The organism is Parajatrophihabitans canadensis, from assembly GCF_053764775.1.
The window spans coordinates 1294818-1314597 of sequence record NZ_CM132445.1 but is presented as its reverse complement, the minus strand read 5'-3'; the positions used below and the strand labels follow the sequence as shown (position 1 = coordinate 1314597).

The 19780-nt window shown below is 63.0% G+C and carries 21 protein-coding genes; 18 read left to right on the top strand and 3 right to left on the bottom strand.

Features of this window, described 5'->3' with window-relative positions; all coding sequences use genetic code 11:
• The first annotated feature begins 83 nt into the window (after window positions 1-83).
• From ACSMXN_RS06395 to ACSMXN_RS06360, 8 genes are all read left to right on the top strand, one after another.
• The gene (locus ACSMXN_RS06395; protein WP_022914209.1) at window positions 84-1028 is read left to right on the top strand and encodes an ATP-binding protein; all 945 of its coding nucleotides are present in this window, start codon (window positions 84-86) and stop codon (window positions 1026-1028) included.
• A complete protein-coding gene (locus ACSMXN_RS06390) occupies window positions 1025-1651 on the top strand; it encodes a response regulator transcription factor (RefSeq protein ID WP_022914210.1) in 627 nt (208 codons plus the stop codon). The genes ACSMXN_RS06395 and ACSMXN_RS06390 overlap by 4 nt, the downstream gene beginning before the upstream one ends.
• A gap of 158 nt (window positions 1652-1809) precedes the next feature.
• Window positions 1810-2271: a hypothetical protein gene (locus tag ACSMXN_RS06385; RefSeq protein WP_022914212.1), complete on the top strand. Its 462-nt coding sequence runs from the start codon at window positions 1810-1812 to the stop codon at window positions 2269-2271.
• Between the two features lie 184 nt (window positions 2272-2455).
• A complete protein-coding gene (locus ACSMXN_RS06380; RefSeq protein WP_022914213.1) occupies window positions 2456-2689 on the top strand; it encodes a three-helix bundle dimerization domain-containing protein in 234 nt (77 codons plus the stop codon).
• 193 nt (window positions 2690-2882) lie between these two features.
• Window positions 2883-3182, top strand: a complete 300-nt coding sequence (locus ACSMXN_RS06375; protein ID WP_022914214.1) for a PLDc N-terminal domain-containing protein — start codon at window positions 2883-2885, stop codon at window positions 3180-3182.
• A 131-nt stretch (window positions 3183-3313) separates the two neighbouring features.
• Window positions 3314-3568: a hypothetical protein gene (locus ACSMXN_RS06370; RefSeq protein WP_022914215.1), complete on the top strand. Its 255-nt coding sequence runs from the start codon at window positions 3314-3316 to the stop codon at window positions 3566-3568.
• A complete protein-coding gene (locus ACSMXN_RS06365; RefSeq protein ID WP_022914216.1) occupies window positions 3558-3815 on the top strand; it encodes a hypothetical protein in 258 nt (85 codons plus the stop codon). The genes ACSMXN_RS06370 and ACSMXN_RS06365 overlap by 11 nt, the downstream gene beginning before the upstream one ends.
• 274 nt (window positions 3816-4089) lie before the next feature.
• Window positions 4090-6750: a LuxR C-terminal-related transcriptional regulator gene (locus tag ACSMXN_RS06360; RefSeq protein WP_022914217.1), complete on the top strand. Its 2661-nt coding sequence runs from the start codon at window positions 4090-4092 to the stop codon at window positions 6748-6750.
• A 93-nt stretch (window positions 6751-6843) separates the two neighbouring features.
• Here ACSMXN_RS06360 and ACSMXN_RS06355 read toward each other — a convergent pair whose 3' ends face one another.
• Both ACSMXN_RS06355 and ACSMXN_RS06350 read right to left on the bottom strand, forming a co-directional pair.
• Complete coding sequence (locus tag ACSMXN_RS06355) at window positions 6844-7191, bottom strand: carboxymuconolactone decarboxylase family protein (protein WP_022914218.1); 348 nt, start codon at window positions 7189-7191, stop codon at window positions 6844-6846.
• 60 nt (window positions 7192-7251) lie between these two features.
• Window positions 7252-9402 carry a LuxR C-terminal-related transcriptional regulator gene (locus ACSMXN_RS06350; RefSeq protein ID WP_196811346.1) on the bottom strand — a complete coding sequence of 717 codons (2151 nt, stop codon included), beginning with the start codon at window positions 9400-9402 and terminating at the stop codon, window positions 7252-7254.
• Window positions 9403-9975: 573 nt separating this feature from the next.
• On the opposite strand from ACSMXN_RS06350, the gene ACSMXN_RS06345 reads away from it, so the two are divergent.
• The 7 genes from ACSMXN_RS06345 to ACSMXN_RS06315 all read left to right on the top strand — a co-directional run bounded on the left by ACSMXN_RS06345 (window position 9976) and on the right by ACSMXN_RS06315 (window position 17029).
• A complete protein-coding gene (locus tag ACSMXN_RS06345; protein WP_196811347.1) occupies window positions 9976-10752 on the top strand; it encodes a PPK2 family polyphosphate kinase in 777 nt (258 codons plus the stop codon).
• A gap of 132 nt (window positions 10753-10884) precedes the next feature.
• Complete coding sequence (locus ACSMXN_RS06340) at window positions 10885-11286, top strand: SHOCT domain-containing protein (protein WP_022914221.1); 402 nt, start codon at window positions 10885-10887, stop codon at window positions 11284-11286.
• A 66-nt stretch (window positions 11287-11352) separates the two neighbouring features.
• Window positions 11353-13041, top strand: coding sequence for a SulP family inorganic anion transporter (locus tag ACSMXN_RS06335; protein ID WP_022914222.1), 1689 nt, complete (start codon window positions 11353-11355; stop codon window positions 13039-13041).
• Window positions 13042-13074: 33 nt separating this feature from the next.
• Window positions 13075-13479 carry a DUF7144 family membrane protein gene (locus ACSMXN_RS06330; RefSeq protein ID WP_022914223.1) on the top strand — a complete coding sequence of 135 codons (405 nt, stop codon included), beginning with the start codon at window positions 13075-13077 and terminating at the stop codon, window positions 13477-13479.
• 275 nt (window positions 13480-13754) lie between these two features.
• Window positions 13755-14522 carry a polyphosphate kinase 2 gene (gene ppk2, locus ACSMXN_RS06325; protein ID WP_455407771.1) on the top strand — a complete coding sequence of 256 codons (768 nt, stop codon included), beginning with the start codon at window positions 13755-13757 and terminating at the stop codon, window positions 14520-14522.
• 36 nt (window positions 14523-14558) lie between these two features.
• Window positions 14559-14918 (top strand): hypothetical protein, encoded by a 360-nt coding sequence (locus tag ACSMXN_RS06320; protein WP_022914225.1) that lies wholly within the window; start codon window positions 14559-14561, stop codon window positions 14916-14918.
• Between the two features lie 197 nt (window positions 14919-15115).
• The gene (locus ACSMXN_RS06315; protein ID WP_081649213.1) at window positions 15116-17029 is read left to right on the top strand and encodes a glycoside hydrolase family 15 protein; all 1914 of its coding nucleotides are present in this window, start codon (window positions 15116-15118) and stop codon (window positions 17027-17029) included.
• A gap of 21 nt (window positions 17030-17050) precedes the next feature.
• Here the strand turns inward: ACSMXN_RS06315 and ACSMXN_RS06310 are convergent, their stop codons facing one another.
• Complete coding sequence (locus ACSMXN_RS06310; RefSeq protein ID WP_022914227.1) at window positions 17051-17716, bottom strand: hypothetical protein; 666 nt, start codon at window positions 17714-17716, stop codon at window positions 17051-17053.
• A gap of 415 nt (window positions 17717-18131) precedes the next feature.
• Here ACSMXN_RS06310 and ACSMXN_RS06305 point away from each other — a divergent pair, with 415 nt between their 5' ends.
• From ACSMXN_RS06305 to ACSMXN_RS06295, 3 genes are read left to right on the top strand one after another with little or no spacing between them, the layout of a single operon-like run.
• Window positions 18132-18401 (top strand): SHOCT domain-containing protein, encoded by a 270-nt coding sequence (locus ACSMXN_RS06305; protein ID WP_022914228.1) that lies wholly within the window; start codon window positions 18132-18134, stop codon window positions 18399-18401.
• A 12-nt stretch (window positions 18402-18413) separates the two neighbouring features.
• Window positions 18414-18911, top strand: a complete 498-nt coding sequence (locus tag ACSMXN_RS06300; protein ID WP_022914229.1) for a DUF1269 domain-containing protein — start codon at window positions 18414-18416, stop codon at window positions 18909-18911.
• Window positions 18912-18918: 7 nt separating this feature from the next.
• Complete coding sequence (locus tag ACSMXN_RS06295) at window positions 18919-19755, top strand: aquaporin (RefSeq protein WP_022914230.1); 837 nt, start codon at window positions 18919-18921, stop codon at window positions 19753-19755.
• Window positions 19756-19780 lie beyond the last annotated feature (25 nt).

Here is a 19780-nt window from a genome sequence, read left to right as displayed (position 1 = left end):
AAGAGTGAGACCCGTACCGCCAAGGCCGTGGCCCGGTCGAATGGCTGGGGGCCTATCTTTCCCACCTGTTACAAGGACTCCAGATGACTACAGTCGCTGCCACCGCCACGATCCAGCCGCATGTTCCCTGGCGTACTTCGAGCCAACGCCATCCGGGGCTGGGTGACACGCTCCTCGCGCTCGTTGGCACTGCACCAGACACCGCCGCCGCGCTCGACCAGACGATCAGGCTATTGATGCGGGACGGGTGGCTGGCCGGTGCCGAGTGGTGGGCCGACGAGCACGTTGGGCGGCCTACGCGCCGGCGGTCGTGGGGCGATAGGGCTGGTGCGGGCGGGTCGCCCCTCCCCCTCGGCGCAGCTGGGACGCTGATCCTCCTCGACCCGACTACCGACGAGGTCGAAGCCGCCCTCGCCCGCCTCGTTCCTTTGTTGCACCACCGCTGGATGGGCGAGCAGCTCGCCGCGAAAGCGTCGCGGCTGGCACGCGAAAACGAAGCGTTGGACGACCTGACAGCGCTGGTCGCACACGATGTCCGTGCCAGCCTGCTCACGGCACTTCTGGACGAGGAACCAGAGCAGACGCTGATCCGCGGGCTTGCGCTCGTCGACTCCATCTTGGAGCTTGCCCGCAATGTCGGGCCGGACCGTACGGCTCGGGCCAGGGACTGCGTTGAGCAGGCAGTCGCCGACCTGGGCGATGTCGAGGCGCAGGTGATCTCCGATGTGCCAAGTGCCCTGCGGGTACCCGCGGCTCTCCAGTTGGTGCTGCGAATGCTACTGACGAACTCCGTCGCAGCTGGCAGCCGACAGATTCACGTCTGGGTGTTGGGCGACCCGTACGTAGGCATCGTGGTTGACGATGACGGGGTCGGCCTTGCGGCCGTGGCCGAGTACGGGACGGGAAGCCGAATCGGACTCGACCTGTGTCGACGCCTCGTCGACCGCATGGGCGCGACGCTGCAGCTCGAACCCCGAACGGTCCGCGGGACCCGTGCCACCGTGCTGCTGGACGAGGTGCCTCGATGACCCGCGTCCTGCTCGTCGACGATCACCAGCTGTTCGCGTCAGGTCTGCGGGCACGGCTTGAGCTCGAGGACGGCATCACCGCTATCGCCGATGCGGAGACTGGCGAGGACGCGGTTCGCAAGGCGCGCGCCAACCAACCCGACGTTGTCCTGCTGGACCTGGTGCTGCCGCACTGCAGCGGCTACGACGTCATCCCGCAGGTTCTGGATGCAGCCCCGAAGACTCGGGTGCTGGTCGTCTCTTCACAGACTCAACCATCTTGTGTACGACGTGCGATCACGGCAGGGGCCAGCGGCTACGTCTGCAAGCGGGCCTGTTTTGCCCATCTCGTCGAGGCGATCCGCCGAGTCGCAGCCGGCGACCGCTACGTGGAGCCTGAGCTAGGTGCACGGCTGATCGTTGCCGACGATGTGCCGGCGCTGTCGCGAATCTCCGACCGGGAACGCGACGTCCTGCATCTGCTGGCGCTGGGATACACGACGCAAGAGATCGGTGCGAAGCTTTACATCTCTTCGCGGACAGTCGACACGCACCGGGCGCAAATCATGCACAAGTTGCAGTTTCACACCCGCGCCGAACTCGTTCTGTTCGCGCTCGCTGCGGGCGTTATCGGAGGGTCGTGAAGAACGCCGCAAATGCTTCGGGCCGGACGGCGCCCCTGACTGAAGCAGGACTGAACGGGCCGTCCCATCGCTCATCCAAGACGGATGAGTTGCCCGCGGCGATCGCCAAATAGCCTGGCTTCAAATGGGTATCACCTGTCACGAGCGAAGGGTCCGCCATGAGTGAGGTGACGCAGGAGCAACTCGAGGACATCGAGGCTCTGTTCGTCCAGTCGGCTGGAAGTCTGTCCAGCGATGGCGAAAAGACGATAACTCTGCACGGCCTATCGCCGTCGACGATTTATTTCGCCGATCGTCCGCAACGCGAAGTTGGCCACATATCCACCCGGCGGTTCATCGAACTGTGGGGTCAGGGTGAGGATAGCTTCGCGATCGATCCGCCCAACGCCGTCGTGTCATTCGCCGAACCCCGCGACCGCATGCCCGAGGAAGTCGTCGTCACCATTCGCGACCCACATATGGACGGTGATTCCCTCACCTACCAGGTGACCGTGCTCGAGGGGACGCTGCCGGTAACAACCGGCCCTTGTGCACTGTTCGTCGACCCGTTCGGTCGACCGCTCTCGCCGGTCTCGGCTGCCGGAATGCACCGCCGCGCCCGCCGTCGGGCGCGCCGCTAACGAGGTGTTCGGGCTGTGACAGTCAGCAGTCCGTTGGCTCATCCATTCGGGATGATTCCGCACCTGCTGAGATCGGCAAAGCTCATAGACCGGGCTACCAGCATGCGGGCGTACGGGGAGCCAGCCGTAACGATCCAGCTCGAGGCAGTCGCGAGTACGCGCGAGATTGAACGCAGGGGTAGCCATGACAGCTCTTGAGGACCACTCGACAGCAACGGCCGAGATCGAGGGACGTGCCATCGAGAAGCTGATCGAACGTCTACGGCATGATTTCCCGATGATTCCGCTGGTAAACGTCGTCCTGGCCATCGAGGTCGAATACCAGCGCTACGACGAGTGTCGTATCCGCGAATTCATCCCGATCCTCGTTGAACGTTCCGTTCGCGAGGAGCTGACTCGGGAGCTTTCCCGTCCATGACGGATCGGCGTTCGAAGTATCGACCAGACACGATCGCGATCTCGCCCGACGCGATGCAATGAGGTAGCTGGCACGCAGACGAACAAGTACATCCCTTGCGGAGACTCTCATCCACCGCCAATGAAGACGGCGTCGCTTGTCCTAGATATGTTTCGCAGGGAGCGCCTCGGTAGACATCGCGGAAGGATGGCCAATGTCGGACACCCCCGTACTCCTTGCTGAGCAGGACTACCCGCTTCTCAACTTGTTTTGGACGATGCTCCTGTTCTTCGCCTGGATCATCTGGTTCTTTCTCCTCTTTCGCGTCATCGCCGATGTTTTCGACAGCGACGACCTCAGCGGCTGGGGCAAGGCCGGCTGGACCGTAGAGGCGATTGTCGTGCCCTTCTTCGGAGTCTTCATATACCTGATCTTTCGGGGCAAGGGAATGCCAGAACGAGGACGGCGGCACACAAGCCGGGAAAGGGAGGCGATGCAGCCATACATCCAGTGAGTCACGCTGGGTGGCCCGGCCCCTGATCGGTGAGCACTTCGTTGAGCCCGGGCCATTGATTTGATCGGAACCTCGTCGGCCGTCCACGGTGCGGACATTCCGACGGGTTCTCCGAGGTAGAGGAGCTGTTGATGGGCGCCCGAACCTACGAAGTCAGGGTCCGAGGCCCCATTCCCCCTGACCTGTTGGCCGAACTTGGCGTAATACGCCTCATGGAAGAACCGGCTCAGACGGTGCTGGAGACCGAACCCATCGATCAGGCAAGTTTGCACGCCCTGCTCGAACGCCTACGCTGGTTCAGCCTAGAGCTCCTCGAATTACGGCGGACATCAGAACCTGGCGAGTCGGCGGCGGCCGAGATTGACGATGAAAATCATGACCGCTGAGGGAGGTGAGCAGGCGAGCATGTTCTGCTATGAGTTGCGGTTGCGATCGACCCTCGGCCCGGCGCTGCTGTCATCGTTTCCTTATATCAGGGAGGGCTTTCCCATTCGCAGGGAGACTCTCTTCCGGTTTCAGACACGCAGCGAGCGGACCCTCGACGAGGTACTTTCGCTGCTGGCAGACCGCGGAGTGACCGTCGAGGCCATCCGTGTCATGGACGGTCTTCCGGAGGCGGGAACGGATCAATAACCCGCCCCATGCCGCTTGACAGCTGCCACCAAAAGCCATATATAGGTCAATTCGGATCGGCCTTTTCGGTGGAGGCCCGAAGTGGATCACGGCACTAATGTCGACCATGCCGCTTGATATCGGCTATCAGGCAGCGACGTCGTAACGGGGGCAACAAGTACCGAGCGGGCATCGATCAAGCCCGCTCGGCTGAATCATGCTGGGGGGTCACATGTCCGCCACAAGTCTCCCCACACCTGGTACTGGAGCCGGGCCGAGCGAAGTAAATCCCTTGATGGATGAACCCTTTCTGCGGTTCACGCTTGAGCCAGCTCCATTGCCACGCGGAGCTGTCATTCGCACAGACCTCCTTGATCGCCTTTCCTGCAGCGTCCGCGACAAGCCGTTGACCTTGATCAGCGCGCCCGCCGGCGCCGGCAAAACGGTGCTGGCCGCGTCATGGGCTGACACCCAATCCGGACAGTGGGCGCCGGTATGGCTCACGATCGATGATGTCTGCGACCAACCCAATCTGTTCTGGCTCTATCTGGTCGAAGCTCTCACTCGGGCCGGCGTTCCCCTTCCGAACGTCGAGAGACCAGAAGCCGGGAAGCCGATTCCTGCTTCGTTCCTGACGTGGCTCTCTGCCGCCCTCAGCGATCTTGCGCACCCGGTGGTTGTGATCCTCGACGGGTCAGACCGCGGACTGAACCCGGATACGACGTCGGGGCTGGAGTTCCTGATCCGGCATGCGTCTTCGGGCCTTCGCCTGGTCATGTGTGGTCGTTCTGACCCATTGCTTCCACTTCACCGCTACCGGCTCACAGAGCAGATGTCCGAGCTCAGAATGGATGACCTGGCGTTCACGACCGCCGAGGCTCAACAGCTGTTCGCCAACCTCACGCTGCCAGTGCCGGATGAGATCGCAATAGCCTTGAACGAACTGACCAAAGGTTGGGTGGCGGGACTTCGACTCGCTGCCATGTCGCTCGAACAGGGCGCTGATGCCGAGCATCTGGTCGACTCGCTCGTCCATGAGGATGCAAGCGTCGCAGAATATCTGACGGCGGAGGTGCTGGAAGGTCAACCTGAGGACGTGCGCGAGTTTCTGCTTCGCACCAGCGTCGCAGACGAACTCTGGCCCGAGTTGGGTGACTACCTCACCGGCCGTAATGACGGACAGCGCACTCTGGCCAATCTCATCCACGCCAACGCCTTCGTGTCCGCCCCTAGTCACCCGGCCGGCCCCTACCGCGTCCATCCGTTGTTTCGCGAGCTGTTGAAAGTACGGTTGCGCTACGAGTCGCCATCCGAGATCCGGGAATTACAGCGCAGGTGCGCGAATTGGCTCGCCGAAGCAGGCAGGTTCCTAGCCGCCGTTGAATGCGCTACGGCGGCCGGTGACCCGGAGTGCGCCGCATCCATCGTGATCGAATCATTCGCGGTTGGTTCACTGCTCGCACACGACAGCAGTCCCTACGCTCACTTTGTCGACTCTCTGGCAGACGACGTGCCTGGAGTGCCAGCCGCTTTGCTTCGAGCAACCAGGACGTTGCGCAGTGGCGGTACGGTCGCCGCGGCGGACACGGACAGGCTTGCCGAAAGTGCCACGCAGGTTGGCAATAGCTTGGCAGTGCGGGCGTCCGCCGCGATCATCTACGCACAAGTATGCGCAAGCGGCGTGGTCGACTACGAAAGCGCGCTCGCGGCTGCCGACCGGGCCGAGTCGCTGCTCGCCCAACTGCGGGCTGCGCAGCGAGAAGTGCCACCCGAACTTCAGGCGATCGTGCAGCTCGCCCGCGCGCACGGCTTGCTCATGGGTCCCGACGGTCCAAACTCGGCCTTGGAAGCCTCCCAGAAAGCGCACACTGCGAGTGTCGCTGCAGGTGCGAATCGGGTACGGCGGCAGTCGCTGGCCGCGATGGCACTGATCGAAGCGCTTGACGGGCACTACCGTCGGGCGTGCGAGCTCGGTGACAATGCCGAGGCATTGAGTGACAGCTGCGGTGTACCGGTGAACGAGCGACCGGCCGCAGCTCCGCTCGCGCTCGGCTGGGCCAACTGCGAACGCTTCCATCGTTCGGAGGCTCGGCGCTGGGCATTACGTGCGGAAGATGGTATGGACGATGGGACCGGACCGCTTGTGCGGCCGTTACTTGCGGTGGTGAATTCGCGACTGCTCAGGTCGCGCCAGGAACTCGATTCGGCCGACGACGCCCTCGAGCCGTTCTTGCCGCCCGACGACTCGCCCGCATGGGTCCACGAACAGGTCCTTCTCGAAACTGCCGAGGTGCACCTGGCTCGATCGCAACCGGGGCAAGCTGTCGTAGTCGTTGATACATTGCCCGATCCGCACTCGCCACGCGCCGAACTCATCCGAAGTCGCGCTGCTGGCCAAGGCGCTCATTCGCAGTTCGCGATCCGAGATGTCGCCGAGGACAGAGCTGCGCCGGTCGACGTTCGAGTGGACGCGTGGATCGACCGGGCGTGCGGGCACCTCGAATCCGGAGGCACTGGAATCGATTCGGCTGCGGTGTCTGCGGTGTCTGCGGCCTTGAAGTTGGCCCAACCGGAACGGATACGGCGACCCTTCATAGACTCGAATCCGCAACTACGACGACTGTTGCGCGCCGATCTGAAAGACGTGGACATGAGCTGGCTCCGTCCGCCACAGACGTCGATGTCGACCGTCATGCAGCTGCCGCCACGCACCGATCGGGAGAGCAGCCCGGTGACTCCCCCGCAGGCCGGTCCAGTGCTCGTCGAGCCACTCAGTGTGCGCGAGACGGAGGTGCTGGTTCACCTCGCCCAGCTACTGTCGACCGAAGAGATCGCAGCAGCGATGTTCGTCTCCGTCAACACCGTCCGAACACATGTCCGCAGCATCCTGCGAAAGCTTGCGGTCGGTCGGCGAAACGATGCGGTCCGACGCGGGCGAGAACTGTCGCTCATCTGACAGCCGACCGCGAAGCCCATTGGGTCGGCCCGCCACCAATCGGTGCCTGACCGGTGCCTGACCGGTGCCTGACCGTGGCAGCGATCAGCTGTGTCAGCTGTCGTCGTGTTCTTCGAGGGCTGCCGCAAGGTCGTAATCGAGGGCGTCCGCGACATCCGGCGCAACCGAAACGATCCGCCCCAACCCTGCGATCGGTGCGATCGCCACCAGCGCGTCCGTTATCTCCTCATTCGTGGCGCCTGCTGCGACCGCTCGAGTAGTAGCCCAGCCCACGCAGGCCGTGGACGTGTCCTGAGAGATCAGTACTGCGAGTTGAAGCAACGCCGTTGTTTTGCCGTCAAGCACACCCGTGCGTGCCGCTCCGAAACCCACGAGAGAGGCATGCTGGGCGAGGGCATCGTCGAAGATCGCGAGCCTCCGCAGTGTTTCCTGGTGCTCCATTTGTCGACAGGCCCTCCGCTAGCCGCTATTGCTTCATTGGACTCGATCGGAGCGCAACCGTCATCGCACGGATCGGCTGAAAGGTGGGTCGATAGCGTCGATGATCATCAATTCGCGAGCGCGCTCGACGGCCTGGCTTCGGGTGGAGGCCCCGAGCTTGCGGTAGATCGACAGGGCGTGGGATTTGACGGTGTGGATCGAAACGACCAACTCCGCTGCAATTTCGACGAAGGACAGATGCGTCGTGAGTAGCGGCAGCATGCGAAGCTCGGCGGCGGTCAGGGTGGAGGCTCCAGGGGCGCTTGTGCTCTGCTCCTTCGACAGCTGCCCGCGTAGTGCATCGGCTTCTCGGCTCAGGTTGCCCAAATTGGGCCGCCGCCGGAGAAGCTCGTCGATCTCGCGCATCAGCGTCCTGGCCCCTGGCAGATCGGAAACGGCCAAGTGCACGCGAGCCAACGCAAGACGTGCCTGGACAGCGAGGTGCGGGAGCGAGAAGGTGAGCGCTGATCTGGTCCGCTGAGCGCTGACGAGCTCCCGATCCGCGGCGGTGATGTCACCCCGGTGCAGCGCCGTCTGCGCCAGTACCGCGCAGACCAGGGCCGAGGTGTAACTCTCCTCGATACCGGCGTCGGACAGGATCGCACGCGCAACGGCCGCAAGCTCGCCTGCCCTCGCCCAGTCGCGCTGGGAGATCGCGATCAACGACTGTTGGCAGATCGCCAAGGCCCGCATCTCATGCGCACTGACGTCCTCGGCGACGGTCGCCGCATCGTCGAACGCCGCTTGAGCGCCGTCTTCGTCGCCACCCATCAGGCGCGCAAGGCCCTGCATGACCACGGCTGCCGGCATCACGAAGTTACTGGCCGCGAAACCGGTCACAGCCTCGTTCGCGTCGGCACGCATCCGTTCGACGCCGCTCCGGCATCGCATCGCCCTGAGAAGCGCAGCGGAGGCCTTGAGCGCCGGGCCATCGGCCGCGGCGGTTCCGTCCGCCTGCGAGCGATCGAGAAGGGCGGCCCAGCGGTCGGCGTCGGCGGGAGGTCCGGCCGTGACGAAGTTGAGCGCGGCCCCGGCCGCCAGCATGGGGTGTCCTTCGATCCCGTCGCGTTTATCCAACCATCGAAACCATCGATTGGCGGCGAGGCTGCCGTGTTGCAGTTCATAGGCCCGCCAATGCTGCTCGACGAGTGCGGCGCCCGCAGCTACGTCCTCGGCCGCGAGGGCGTACTCCACGGCCTCGTTCGGTAGGCCGTTGGCTGCGCACCATTCGCTCGCCCGAAGCCGCAAGGTCGGAACCGACCGGGGCTCGTTGCGTTCCAGGTCGGCTAGCAGCATGTCGCGGAACAGGTGGTGGTAGCGGTACCAATATCCCCTTCGATCAAGGGGTACAAGTAGCAGATTGGACGCGGCCAGAGCCGCAAGTGATTGGGCAGACCCGGAAATACCCAGGGTCGCATCGCATAGTGGCCCGCACATGCTTTGCAGCACCGACGCCTGGGTGAGAAACGTCCGTTCGGTGGGGGTGATCCGCGACAGGAACTCTGACTCCAGATATTCGCTGACCAACCGGTCGTCGCCGCCGAACGAGGTTGCCGCGGTGGCGAGCGAACCACCTTCGCGCAAGCACAAAGCAGCCAGGTACAGACCCGCGGCCCACCCTTCGGTCCGTTGATGCAGTTCGTAGACGTCGGCCTCACTCAGCATCAGGCCTGCGTAGCGCAACAGCGCCGCGGCATCGTCGGGGCTCAACGACAACTCGAGTGGGCGGATCTCCGTGACGCGTCCCCCAGCACGAAGACGCGGCAGCCGCAATGGTGGCTCGGCCCGGCCCGCTACGACCAGCCGCGATCCCTGCGGAACATGCTCGGCCAGTAGAGACACCGCGGCCCTGCTCTGACGATTGCGAAGTATGTGTACGTCATCGAGCACCAGGACGACCGGGGACGTCATCGACGCAAAGGCCGATACAACCCGCGGCAAGACTGAACCGGGCACTGAGCTAACCGAGGACCTGGCGGCATCGAACACCCGGCCACCGATCGGCTCGACCTCATCAAGTGCCTCAGCGATGCAGGCCAGTAATACCTTCGGATCATTGTCCGATTCATCCAGCGATACCCACGTAAAAGATTGGCGTCCCTCTGCTGCCCACTGCGCCAACAGCGTGGTCTTGCCGTAGCCCGCAGGCGCGGCGACCGATACGATCGGCACCGAATCACTGGCAACGAGCTTGTCAATCAACGATGAACGCCGGACCGTACCGGGCCGCACTCGTGGCGGCAGAATTTTCGAGGCCGTGCGGTGCTTCGTCGGTCTGGCTTGAGGCCTTACGAGAGGTCGGGGCCGACCGCTCAGCCAGAGATCGATATCATCCATCGCGGTAGTCCCTCACAAGCCAGATATTGCCTCCGCCGCCCCGCTGGTCTTGCTGCTGTCGACCTATCTGCCCTCGCGTCCATCACCAGGCTTTAGCTTCACTAGATATGCCTCATATCATATGCATAGCTTGATCGAAAAGATACTCGCGCCGCGCGATCGATCGAACCAGAACTCAGTCACCTGAGCGATCTCAGATTCATTCGTCTTGGGTGATGGGGAAAGGTGCGAGTGAGCCTACTTTCGAGCAGCACCATCCCCCCGGGAGACGGAGGACGCATGACAACTCGCGATCGGGTTTTGACAGAACTCATCGTGGGGCCAGGGAGGACCGCGAGTCTTCTGAGGCGTGAGACTCGCTGGACAGGCAGCGGTGACCTTGCCCGGCTGGCCGCCAGCACGCCGGATTTGGACAATGCAGCCCACGCGTTGCTGGCGCGCGGTCGAGACGAGCTCGCGGAAATGCAGGAGCTGCTATGGGCCGACGATAGATTCGCGGTTCTCGTGATATTGCAAGGGATGGACGCGGCCGGCAAGGGCTCGACGATCAAGCGCATCACACTAGGCGTCGATCCCCACGGTGTTCAGGTCGTCTCCTTCAAGCAGCCGTCGCTCGGGGAACACAATCAGAGTTTTCTGCGACGCATCTCAGAGGCGGAGCCGCCGCGAGGCGTGATGGCGATCTTAAACCGCTCGCATTACGAAGACGTCGTCACGGCACGTGTACATCCGCAATGGCTGGACTCCCAAGGGGTAGCGAAGAACGACCGAGGATCTGCGTTTTGGGCCGCACGATACGAGGACATCAATGCCTTCGAGCGGCATTTGGACCGCAACGGAACCAAGGTCGTCAAACTCTTTCTCCATATTTCCCCGGCTGAGCAGAAGCGTCGCTTTATCGAACGCGTCGGCGATCTGGACAAGCCCTGGAAGTTCTCTGCCGCCCATGTCCGGGAGCGTCGCAATTGGGACCAATACCTGGAAGCGTATGAGGATGCGATCACCGCAACATCGACGGATTGGGCGCCGTGGTTCGTTATTCCGGCGGACAACCCGCACCTGACGGAAGCATTTGCGTCATCGATAGTCGTCAACGAAATGCGATCGCTTGCCCTGCGCCGGCCGACGGTATCTGAGGCAGAACGCCGTGCGCGCGATGAAGCACTCCGAGAGCTGGCCGGGTGACTTGTGGTTGCCGCTTCGGCGCCCGGCTGAGCGCAATCATCCTCAACGGATGACGCGCGGGGCTGGGCCCGCCTGTCAACCTTTGGTCGCGCCTTGGCCGGATATGTAATCCTGGGAGGCTGTGGAGGAATCGTGATACTCGCGTCGTCGGATTTCCCGCTGCTGGATGCCTTCTGGTCGATGTTGATTTTCTTCCTGTGGATCCTGTGGTTCGTCCTGCTGTTCCAGATCATTCTCGACATCTTCCGCAGCGACGACCTAAGTGGCTGGGGCAAGGCGGGCTGGATGATCTTCGTCATCATATTGCCGTTCCTCGGCGTATTCGTATACGTCGTCGCGCGTGGCAAGAAGATGACTGGGCACCGCGTTCAGGACGCGCAGCGACAGGATCAGGCATTTCGGCAGTACGTCCAGGAGACCGCGGGATCTTCGGCCAGTAGCGCCGACGAGCTCGCGAAGCTCGCCCAGTTGCGCGATCAGGGTGTGCTCACCGAGCAGGAATTCGCGGCGGAGAAGGCCAAGCTGCTGTCCTGAACGCGCGCCACAGACGAGCCGCGACCGCTTTGGGGCTGTTGACGGCAGTCGCCCTCGGGAGGTGGCGTGCCACACATCAAGGTTGCACAGTACGTGCCGGGTCTTGCGCTCCTGCGGGGGTACGAGCGTAGGTCGCTTCGCGCTGATTTGATCGCCGGATTGGTGCTGGCAACCCTTCTCGTACCGCAGGGCATGGCCTACGCCGAACTGGCTGGCCTGCCCGCCGTGACAGGGCTTTACACCACTATCGCCTGCCTGATCGGTTATGCACTGTTGGGGCCCTCGCGCATTCTCGTGCTCGGGCCGGATTCGTCAGTGTCGCCGATGATCTTCGCCGCACTCACGCCGCTTGTCGCGGTATCGGAGGATCCGGCGAAGGCGATCGCGCTCGCCGGCATGCTGGCGCTGCTCGTCGGCGCCGTGGAGATCGCACTTGGTGTGGTGCGGCTGGGGTTCGTTGCCGATCTTCTTTCCAAGGAGGTAAAGGTCGGCTACATCAACGGTCTTGCCGTCGTCATCGTCGTTGGACAACTACCGAAGCTGTGCGGCTTCTCGACCGACGCCGACGGAGTCATCGACGAGGTCCGCAAGTTCTTCGAGCACCTCGACGAAGCCAGTGCGACGACGCTACTCGTAGGTCTGGCCTGCATCGCCCTGCTATTCGTGCTTCCCCTGCTGACGCGACGGATTCCAGCGATCCTGGTGGTAATAGTGGCGGCAACGGGGTTGTCAGCGCTGCTTGACTTCGCCGCGCACGGCGTCTCGACCGTGGGGAGCCTGCCGCAAGGATTGCCCAAGCCCAGCTTGCCATGGACGAGTATCAGCGACGTCGGACCGCTGTTGATCGCCGCCGTGGGCATCACTCTCGTCTCTCTCACGGACACGATCGCGACGTCGGCAAGTTTCGCCGCAAGATACGGCGACAGAGTGGACCCGAACCAGGAGATGATCGGGGTGGGTTGCTCGAATGTCGCAGCGTCATTCTTCCAGGGATTTGCTATTTCCAGCAGCGCGTCGCGTACCGCGGTAGCGGAGCAGGCGGGCGCGAAGACCCAGGTCACGGGTGTCGTCGGCGCCGGGGCCGTTGTGCTGCTGTTGGTTTTCCTGAACTCATTGCTGGCCGATCTACCGCAGACCACCCTCGCGGCAGTGGTCATTGTGGCGGCGGTATCGCTGGTAGATATCGGAAGTCTGCGGCACTACTGGCGGGTTCGCCGCTCGGCCCTCTTCGTCTCGCTTGCCGCCTCTGCTGGTGTGATCATCTTCGGAGTGCTGCCCGGCATACTGTTGGCGATTGGCCTGTCCATCCTGTTGTTCTTCCGCAGCAACTGGTGGCCCCGTGGTGAGCTTCTGTGGCGACGACCAAACGGCACCTGGCACGCTGCAAACGGTGTAGCGGAGAGCCAAGAGCTACCCGCCATCGTGGTCTTCCGCTGGGAGGCACCGCTCTTCTTTGCCAACGCAGGGATCTTCGCCAACCAGGTCAAACAGCTCGCCGATGACAAATCGGCTCGGTGGGTGGTTCTGCAGTGTGAAGCAATTACGGACATCGACGTGACGGCAGCGGACGCGCTTCAGCAGCTCGACCAGGAACTCGATGAGAAAGGCGTGCATCTGGCCTTCGTGGAATTACGGACCCGGCTCCAGCAGCAGATCGAGCGATACGGCCTTTACTCGACGCTGGAGCGCACCCACTTCTATTCATCGATCGACGATGCGCTCGCCGACATCGGGACGACGAATCGCGGCGCCTGAGATGTTCGTGGTCAACGGGGAGGTAGTTTCATCATGACTGGAGGAGCCGCCGTAGACGCGCGGAGCGAAGGTTGGCTGGCGTTCGCCGCGATTGCGCTGATCACCACAGGTGTCATGCGGTTCTTCGATGCCGCTTGGGCATTCCGCTACGACGGGGCGCTTCCCGACCAGCTGGAAGGTGCGGTTTTCGGACACCGTCTAACGACGTACGGCTGGGTCTATCTCATCGTCGCGTTCCTGCTGATCGTCTGTGGGCTCAGCGTAGGCACCGGGTCGCAGATCGCCAGATGGGCGGGCGTCGCAGCTGGCGCAATCACCTGTATCTCAGCGATCTGGCTGATGCCCTACTACCCGGTGTGGTCATTGACCTACATCTTGTTGGGGGTGGCTGTGATTTATGCGCTCACAGCGCACGGAGACCGCTCCGAAGACGTATAGCTCGACCGGTTCAAGCACATTGATGGGTTATCTCGATGGAATCATTCGCTCGGGATGATTCGCGGCCCGTTGCGTATGCGGAAGATCGCTACAGACATGACAGGCAGTTCGTTATGCGGTCGGGTACGCAGCTGCCGGTACGCGGCGCGCCGGAGGTCATTCATATGGCGAAGAAGAAGAAGGCCCTGACCAAGAAGAAGGACACAGCCGGGCGATCAAGCGGCGAGTTGGTCGAGGTTTTACCCGTCGGTGTATCTGGCGACGAGCCGCAGAAGATGAAACGCAAACCCTACGAGCGTGAGATGCGCAAACTGCATGGTGAACTCGTTGCCATGCAGGAGTGGGTGAAGTCGAGCGGCGCCAAGATCTGCATCGTGTTCGAGGGCCGGGACACCGCAGGCAAGGGGGGCACGATCAAGCGGATCACCGAACGCGTCAGTCCTCGGGTCTTTCGAGTTGTTGCGTTGTCTGCGCCGACCGAACGCGAGAAGTCGCAGATGTATGTGCAGCGCTACGTCACGCACTTTCCTGCCGCCGGCGAGGTCGTGATCTTCGATCGCAGCTGGTACAACCGCGCGGGCGTGGAGCGGGTAATGGGTTTTTGCACGCGGAAGGAGTCAGATCGCTTCCTCGCGCTGGTGCCAGCAGTCGAACAATCGATGGTGGAGTCGGGCATCCTGCTGATCAAGTACTGGCTGGAGGTGAGCCCGGACGAGCAGACCCGCAGGCTGCGCAGCCGGATCGATGACCCGCGCAAAATCTGGAAACTATCCGACCTTGACCTCAAGTCCTACGCCCGGTGGTACGACTACTCGCGGGCCCGCGATGCGATGCTGCTCAGCACCGACAGCGAGTGGGCGCCGTGGCACATCGCAAACACCGACAACAAGCGGCGCGGCCGGCTCAACATCATCAGCCACCTCTTGAGCCAAGTCCCGTACAAACCTTTGGAGCACAGCGACATCAATCTGCCCAAACGCCAGTCCCCACACGGCTACCAAGAGCCGGATCTGCCGCTGCACCTGATCCCTACGCCGTTCTGACTGGACCGAACGTCGTCCAAGAAAAGGGGCGCGGAGATGACAAGCAAGGGCATTCCAATTGCCTACTCTGCACTGAAAAATGGAACACCGGTCGTCTCGGCGTCCGGGCGTGAATTCGGTACGGTCGAACACGTCCTCGAGATACCCGAGCAAGACCTCTTCGACGGGATCGTGGTCTCCACAGCGGATGGCCTCAGATTTGTCGACCGCGATCAGATCGATCAGATCACCACCGAGTGCGTCACGTGCTTGCTCACCGACGAGCAGGCCGCAACTCTGAGCCCGCCCGAGGCAGCGCCTGCGTTCACCGTCGATCCGTTGCAGTACGGCAGCAACTCGCTTCACGACCGTTTCGGACGCATGTTCAAGCGCCCTCATTGGAGCCGTGAGAAATAGCGCTAAGTAGAGGCGCCCAGCGCGACTGGCCCGGCGGCGGGGAGCGCCACGCGATGAGGTTGTTACCAAAAGCGCCGAGCTCCGTCCAGGCGGTCATCCGATCGGGATGATGACGGGTGGGCTGCAAGGGGCCACGCTGGTGTCTTGCTGCCAATCGCGCCGTGGCTTGGCGAAATCAGCTGACCGGTGAGGGTCCCATGGATGACTATCCACTCATTGCAGATCACGGCTTGATCGGTGATCTTCAGACTGCCGCGCTCGTCACCACCGACGGGTCGATCGACTGGTTCTGCGCTCCGCGCTTCGATTCGCCCAGTGTGTTCGGGGCGCTGTTGGATAGCCGTCGTGGCGGTCACCTACGCATCAGACCGGCATCGGACGCGTTTGACACGAAGCAGATGTACTTTCCGGACACCGCCATTCTCATCACGCGATTCCTCAGCGAGGCCGGGGTTGGCGAGGTCTATGACTTCATGCCGATCAGCGGAAAAGTGCCGACAGACCGCCATCGCCTGGTAAGGATGGTGCGCTGCGTGCGGGGCGAGATGGCCTTCGAGATCGACATCGCGCCGCGCTTCGACTACGGCCGAGCGCCTCATGAGGCCGAGGTGTCCGCGAGCGGTGCAGTATTCCGCAGCGCCGGCGGATCGATGACGGTCCACATCGTTCGCGAGCCCGGCGATGAACGACTCGCACAGGTGCCGCGGGACAACGGCGGCGATCTGCACCTGTCGCTGACTCTGCGTGCGGGACAGACCAGGGGCATGGTTCTGGAAACGGGTACCAGCGAGCCCCCGCGCGAGGTCCGGGTGGCAGAGGCGCAGCAACTGTTCGATGAGACGGCGGGATTCTGGAAGGCTTGGGTCGCGCGCGGCACCTACCCCGGGCGCTGGCGAGAGCCACTGCAACGCTCTGCGATCACGCTGAAGCTGATGACGTATGCGCCTACCGGTGGCATTGTTGCCGCACCCACGGCTGGCCTTCCGGAGCAGGTTGGTGGCGAACGCAACTGGGATTACCGCTACACCTGGGTGCGAGATGCCTCGTTTTCGGTCTATGCCCTCATGGCGTTGGGGTACACCGAGGAAGCCGCCGACTTCTGCCGTTGGCTGCTGGCAAGGGTTCAAGCGCAGGCCGGCGACGCCTCCCCGCTCAACCTCATGTACCGGGTCGACGGGTCCACCGATCTCACGGAGTCAGTTCTTGACCACTGGGAGGGTTACCGAGGCTCATACCCCGTTCGGATCGGTAACGGGGCCGCCGAGCAGTTGCAGCTCGACATTCACGGCGAGGCGCTCGACAGCGTCTACTACGCAGACCAACGCGGGCTTCAGGTGAGCCGGGTCGGGTGGGACGCGATGGTGAAGATCCTGGAGTGGCTCGCGGATCATTGGGACCAGCCCGAGGCCGGGATCTGGGAGACGCGGGGTGGGCCCAAGGATTTCACCTACGGGCGGGTGATGAGTTGGGTTGCCTTCGATCGGGCGATCAGGCTCGCAACGGCGCACGGGCGACCTGCCCCACTGGAACGGTGGATCGCTGAACGCGACGCGATCTACCTGCAGGTGATGGACAAAGGCTGGAGCGCCGACCGGGAGGCCTTCGTACAGCACTACGGTGACACGGTTCTGGACTCGTCCCTGCTACGGATGTCGACCGTCGGGTTCATCGCCCCGCGGGATCCGATGTGGTTGAGCACCCTGCGCGCGATGGATTCGGAGTTGGTGACCGACAGCCTGGTATATCGCTACGACCCGGGCGCCTCTCCGGACGGTCTGCAAGGTTCGGAGGGCACTTTCTCCCTTTGCACATTCATGTATGTCGATGCTCTGGCACGCGCCGGCAGAGTGGGCGAAGCCCAATTGACATTCGAAAAGATGCTGACCTACGCCAACCATCTCGGCCTGTTTGCCGAGGAGATCGGCGCGACCGGCGAGCAACTCGGGAACTTTCCGCAGGCCTTCACCCACTTGGCGCTGATCAACTCCGCGATCACGCTTGACGCGCACCTGAATCGGAACGAAGCCACCGTGACGAGCGAATTGTTCCTCCCGACGCACCCAGCAGCCGGTCACACCACAACGACCCCCGACGCCTTCTTATCCGCTTAGGGTCGCTCGCGGCTCAGCGGCTCACTTGATCGGTACCGAGGACGCTCCGACGACCGCGTCATCAAGGCTGTCGAGCAGCCGACCCAGTGCACCGACGAGCTGGTCGCGCTCGCGCCGCAAGGCCAATACCTGCTGCTCGGCCGCGGCTACCCGGAAATCGGCAGCCCGCTCCCCCGAGCCGATGATCTGCTGAGCCTGCCACTGGGCCTGCCTCAGTACCGCACGAGCCTCCGCAAGCATCTCGGTACGTAACGCCACGGCGTCAGCGCGTGCCGCCGCACGCACATCGTCAGCCTCTTCGGCCGCTAGCTGCAGAATGGCCCGTACCCGATTCGATGCCCATTCCGGAATTGGCAATTCCGCTGAATCCGATCCGGATAGCTTGAGCGCGTCAAGCTCAGCTCGACACGTCGCTAGTTGACCTGCAAGTTCGGCGAACTCGTGAAGCACCGCCTGGCAGGAGCCCCGGGCCGCCCGCAGCTCGCCCTCGACCCACGCGACATAGTTGTCGACCTCGATGGTGCTGTACCCGTGCCGCCTGGGCCGGAATACCGGGCTCATCTCCAGCGTGACGTCCAAATCACCGTCGAGCTTCGGTAACGGGGTAAGGACCATACTCGCGGGCCAGCTCAGATCCGCTTCTGGTGCGGGTTCGCTGACGACGCTGGCCAGTCTCGGTTTGCTCATATCGCTCGGCCCCACTCTCCGCCGCTGAGCCCGCTCGGCCATACAGTTCAGGCCGGCAGCAGGGGTCACGAGATCGAGTGCCTGCCATCTCCCGGCCCCCAACACATGATTAGTCGGCGACGACCATGGTCACATCATCCGATGCGGATGACGGGCGCCCGCACCCGACGACACCGCAAGGATTCACCCTTCCCGGACGACTCGGGATACGAACTTGAGGCCTAACCTGGGCTCATGACGAGGATCTGGCAACTGGAGTTGCTGGGGTATTCGCAGTGAGCTAAGGCCAAAATGGCGGCTGCAACCGGCATGCCTGCCGATGTTGTGGCCGGTTCGCCCAGGGTTCGTCCCGACCGGATGCGTGGGCCACGATCTGGTCGGGGTTGATGACAGTGCAAGTTAGGGAGGTATCGACATGCTAGGTAGACGACGTCGTCCACTTCTGCGTGGGGCCGCGATGGCTGGTGGTGCGGCACTTGCCTACCACGCGGGCAGCAAGAAGGGCCAGCAACAGACGGATCAGGAATATGCCCAGGACCAGCAATACGCTGCGCCCCCTCCGGCACCCGCAGGCCCGCCTCCGGACATGATGCAAACGCTGCAGCAGCTTGGGAAGTTGCACGAGCAGGGCGTTCTAACTGACGAGGAATTCGCCTCCCAAAAGGCGAAGGTCCTGGGAAACTGAGGAGGCGACACAATGGAGGAATTCGGTCCGGTACAGATCATGGTGGTTGGATTCGAACACCCGAAGTTCGAGGGTGAAGTCCTGCCGGAGCTGAGGCGCCTGAAGGACTTGGGCATGATTCGCCTCGTGGATCTAATGGTGGTGTCCAAGGGCACAGCCGATGACGTGACTGCCGTCGAGCTGTCTGACCTGACCTCGGAAGAGTCCTCAGAATTCGGGGCTCTCGTTGGCGCACTGATCGGCCTCGGTGCCGATGGGCTCGAAGGCGCAGAAGAAGGCGCGATCGTCGGTGCGGAGAGCGGTGGTTCGTTGATAGGCGACGAAGGCTTGTGGTCGATCGCCGATGAAATACCGGCCGGAACCACTGCGGCGGTGGCGCTCATCGAACACCGCTGGGCGATCCCGCTGCGAGACGCGATCCGGCGCGCCGGCGGGGTACCGATTGTGGACAGCTGGATTCACCCAGAGGACCTCGTGCTGTACGGAGCCGTGGCTGCGCAGGCGGGGTAGGCGCGGCATGACGGAGAACGCGGGCTCGATGCCAGCGGGCGCCAGCGCCGAAGAAGCCTTGCGGCACGAGGCCGCCGGACGGTTGGTCTCGATCTTCGAGGACTTCCAGGACCCTACGCAGGAATGGAGACGGCTTTTCTCAGAGCTGCTAGGGACGTTCTTCCTCATCCTCGTCGCTGCCGGCGGCGGGATGATGGGGCAGGCATTCCCGAACACGATCAGCCGGACGGCGGCAGTCGTCGCGCCGGGATTGATGGTTCTGGCGATCATCCTTTTCATGGGCAAAGTGTCCGGCGCCCACCTGAACCCCGCCGTCAGCATCGCCTTCGCATTGCGCGGTGACTTTCCGTGGCCGAGGGTCCCCGGTTACATCGTGGTCCAGCTGATCGGTGCGTCGCTGGCCGCCTGGTTTCTGCAGGCTGTGGTGCACGTTTCAGCGTCTTTCGGATCGAACTATCCGGCGGCCTCTGCGTCGTCCTCCGACGCGTTCCTGATGGAGACGGTGCTCACGCTTGGCCTGGTCAGCGTCATTCTCGGCACCGCGTCCGGAGCACAAAACCTCGGTGTTTTCGGCGCATTGGGCGTCGGTGGGTACATCGCGCTGGCCGGCCTGTGGGGCAGCCCGATTTCAGGGACGTCGATGAACCCGGCACGCACCTTCGGCCCTGACCTGGTCAGCGTCAACTTCGGCTCCTACTGGGTGTACGTCGTCGGACCACTTCTCGGGGCGGTTATCGCCGTCGGGTTCGCCTTCGTCCTGCGCGGTCGAGGCGGTGGCTTGGCTGGATCCGCCGCGGCACAGGGCGCGCTCTTCACTGAAGCCGAGAACCCCCGTCAGCGCTGAACATTCGGGGCAGCATGGGCCAATG

Excerpts from the sequence above, each read along its gene's own strand:
- ACSMXN_RS06395 (WP_022914209.1), top strand. The coding sequence starts at position 84 with ATGACTACAGTCGCTGCCACCGCCACGATCCAGCCGCATGTTCCCTGG.
- ACSMXN_RS06390 (WP_022914210.1), top strand. The coding sequence starts at position 1,025 with ATGACCCGCGTCCTGCTCGTCGACGATCACCAGCTGTTCGCGTCAGGT.
- ACSMXN_RS06385 (WP_022914212.1), top strand. The coding sequence starts at position 1,810 with ATGAGTGAGGTGACGCAGGAGCAACTCGAGGACATCGAGGCTCTGTTC.
- ACSMXN_RS06380 (WP_022914213.1), top strand. The coding sequence starts at position 2,456 with ATGACAGCTCTTGAGGACCACTCGACAGCAACGGCCGAGATCGAGGGA.
- ACSMXN_RS06375 (WP_022914214.1), top strand. The coding sequence starts at position 2,883 with ATGTCGGACACCCCCGTACTCCTTGCTGAGCAGGACTACCCGCTTCTC.
- ACSMXN_RS06370 (WP_022914215.1), top strand. The coding sequence starts at position 3,314 with ATGGGCGCCCGAACCTACGAAGTCAGGGTCCGAGGCCCCATTCCCCCT.
- ACSMXN_RS06365 (WP_022914216.1), top strand. The coding sequence starts at position 3,558 with ATGACCGCTGAGGGAGGTGAGCAGGCGAGCATGTTCTGCTATGAGTTG.
- ACSMXN_RS06360 (WP_022914217.1), top strand. The coding sequence starts at position 4,090 with ATGGATGAACCCTTTCTGCGGTTCACGCTTGAGCCAGCTCCATTGCCA.
- ACSMXN_RS06355 (WP_022914218.1), bottom strand. The coding sequence starts at position 7,191 with ATGGAGCACCAGGAAACACTGCGGAGGCTCGCGATCTTCGACGATGCC.
- ACSMXN_RS06330 (WP_022914223.1), top strand. The coding sequence starts at position 13,075 with ATGACTGGAGGAGCCGCCGTAGACGCGCGGAGCGAAGGTTGGCTGGCG.
- ppk2 (WP_455407771.1), top strand. The coding sequence starts at position 13,755 with ATGAAACGCAAACCCTACGAGCGTGAGATGCGCAAACTGCATGGTGAA.
- ACSMXN_RS06320 (WP_022914225.1), top strand. The coding sequence starts at position 14,559 with ATGACAAGCAAGGGCATTCCAATTGCCTACTCTGCACTGAAAAATGGA.
- ACSMXN_RS06315 (WP_081649213.1), top strand. The coding sequence starts at position 15,116 with ATGGATGACTATCCACTCATTGCAGATCACGGCTTGATCGGTGATCTT.
- ACSMXN_RS06310 (WP_022914227.1), bottom strand. The coding sequence starts at position 17,716 with ATGAGCAAACCGAGACTGGCCAGCGTCGTCAGCGAACCCGCACCAGAA.
- ACSMXN_RS06305 (WP_022914228.1), top strand. The coding sequence starts at position 18,132 with ATGCTAGGTAGACGACGTCGTCCACTTCTGCGTGGGGCCGCGATGGCT.
- ACSMXN_RS06300 (WP_022914229.1), top strand. The coding sequence starts at position 18,414 with ATGGAGGAATTCGGTCCGGTACAGATCATGGTGGTTGGATTCGAACAC.
- ACSMXN_RS06295 (WP_022914230.1), top strand. The coding sequence starts at position 18,919 with ATGACGGAGAACGCGGGCTCGATGCCAGCGGGCGCCAGCGCCGAAGAA.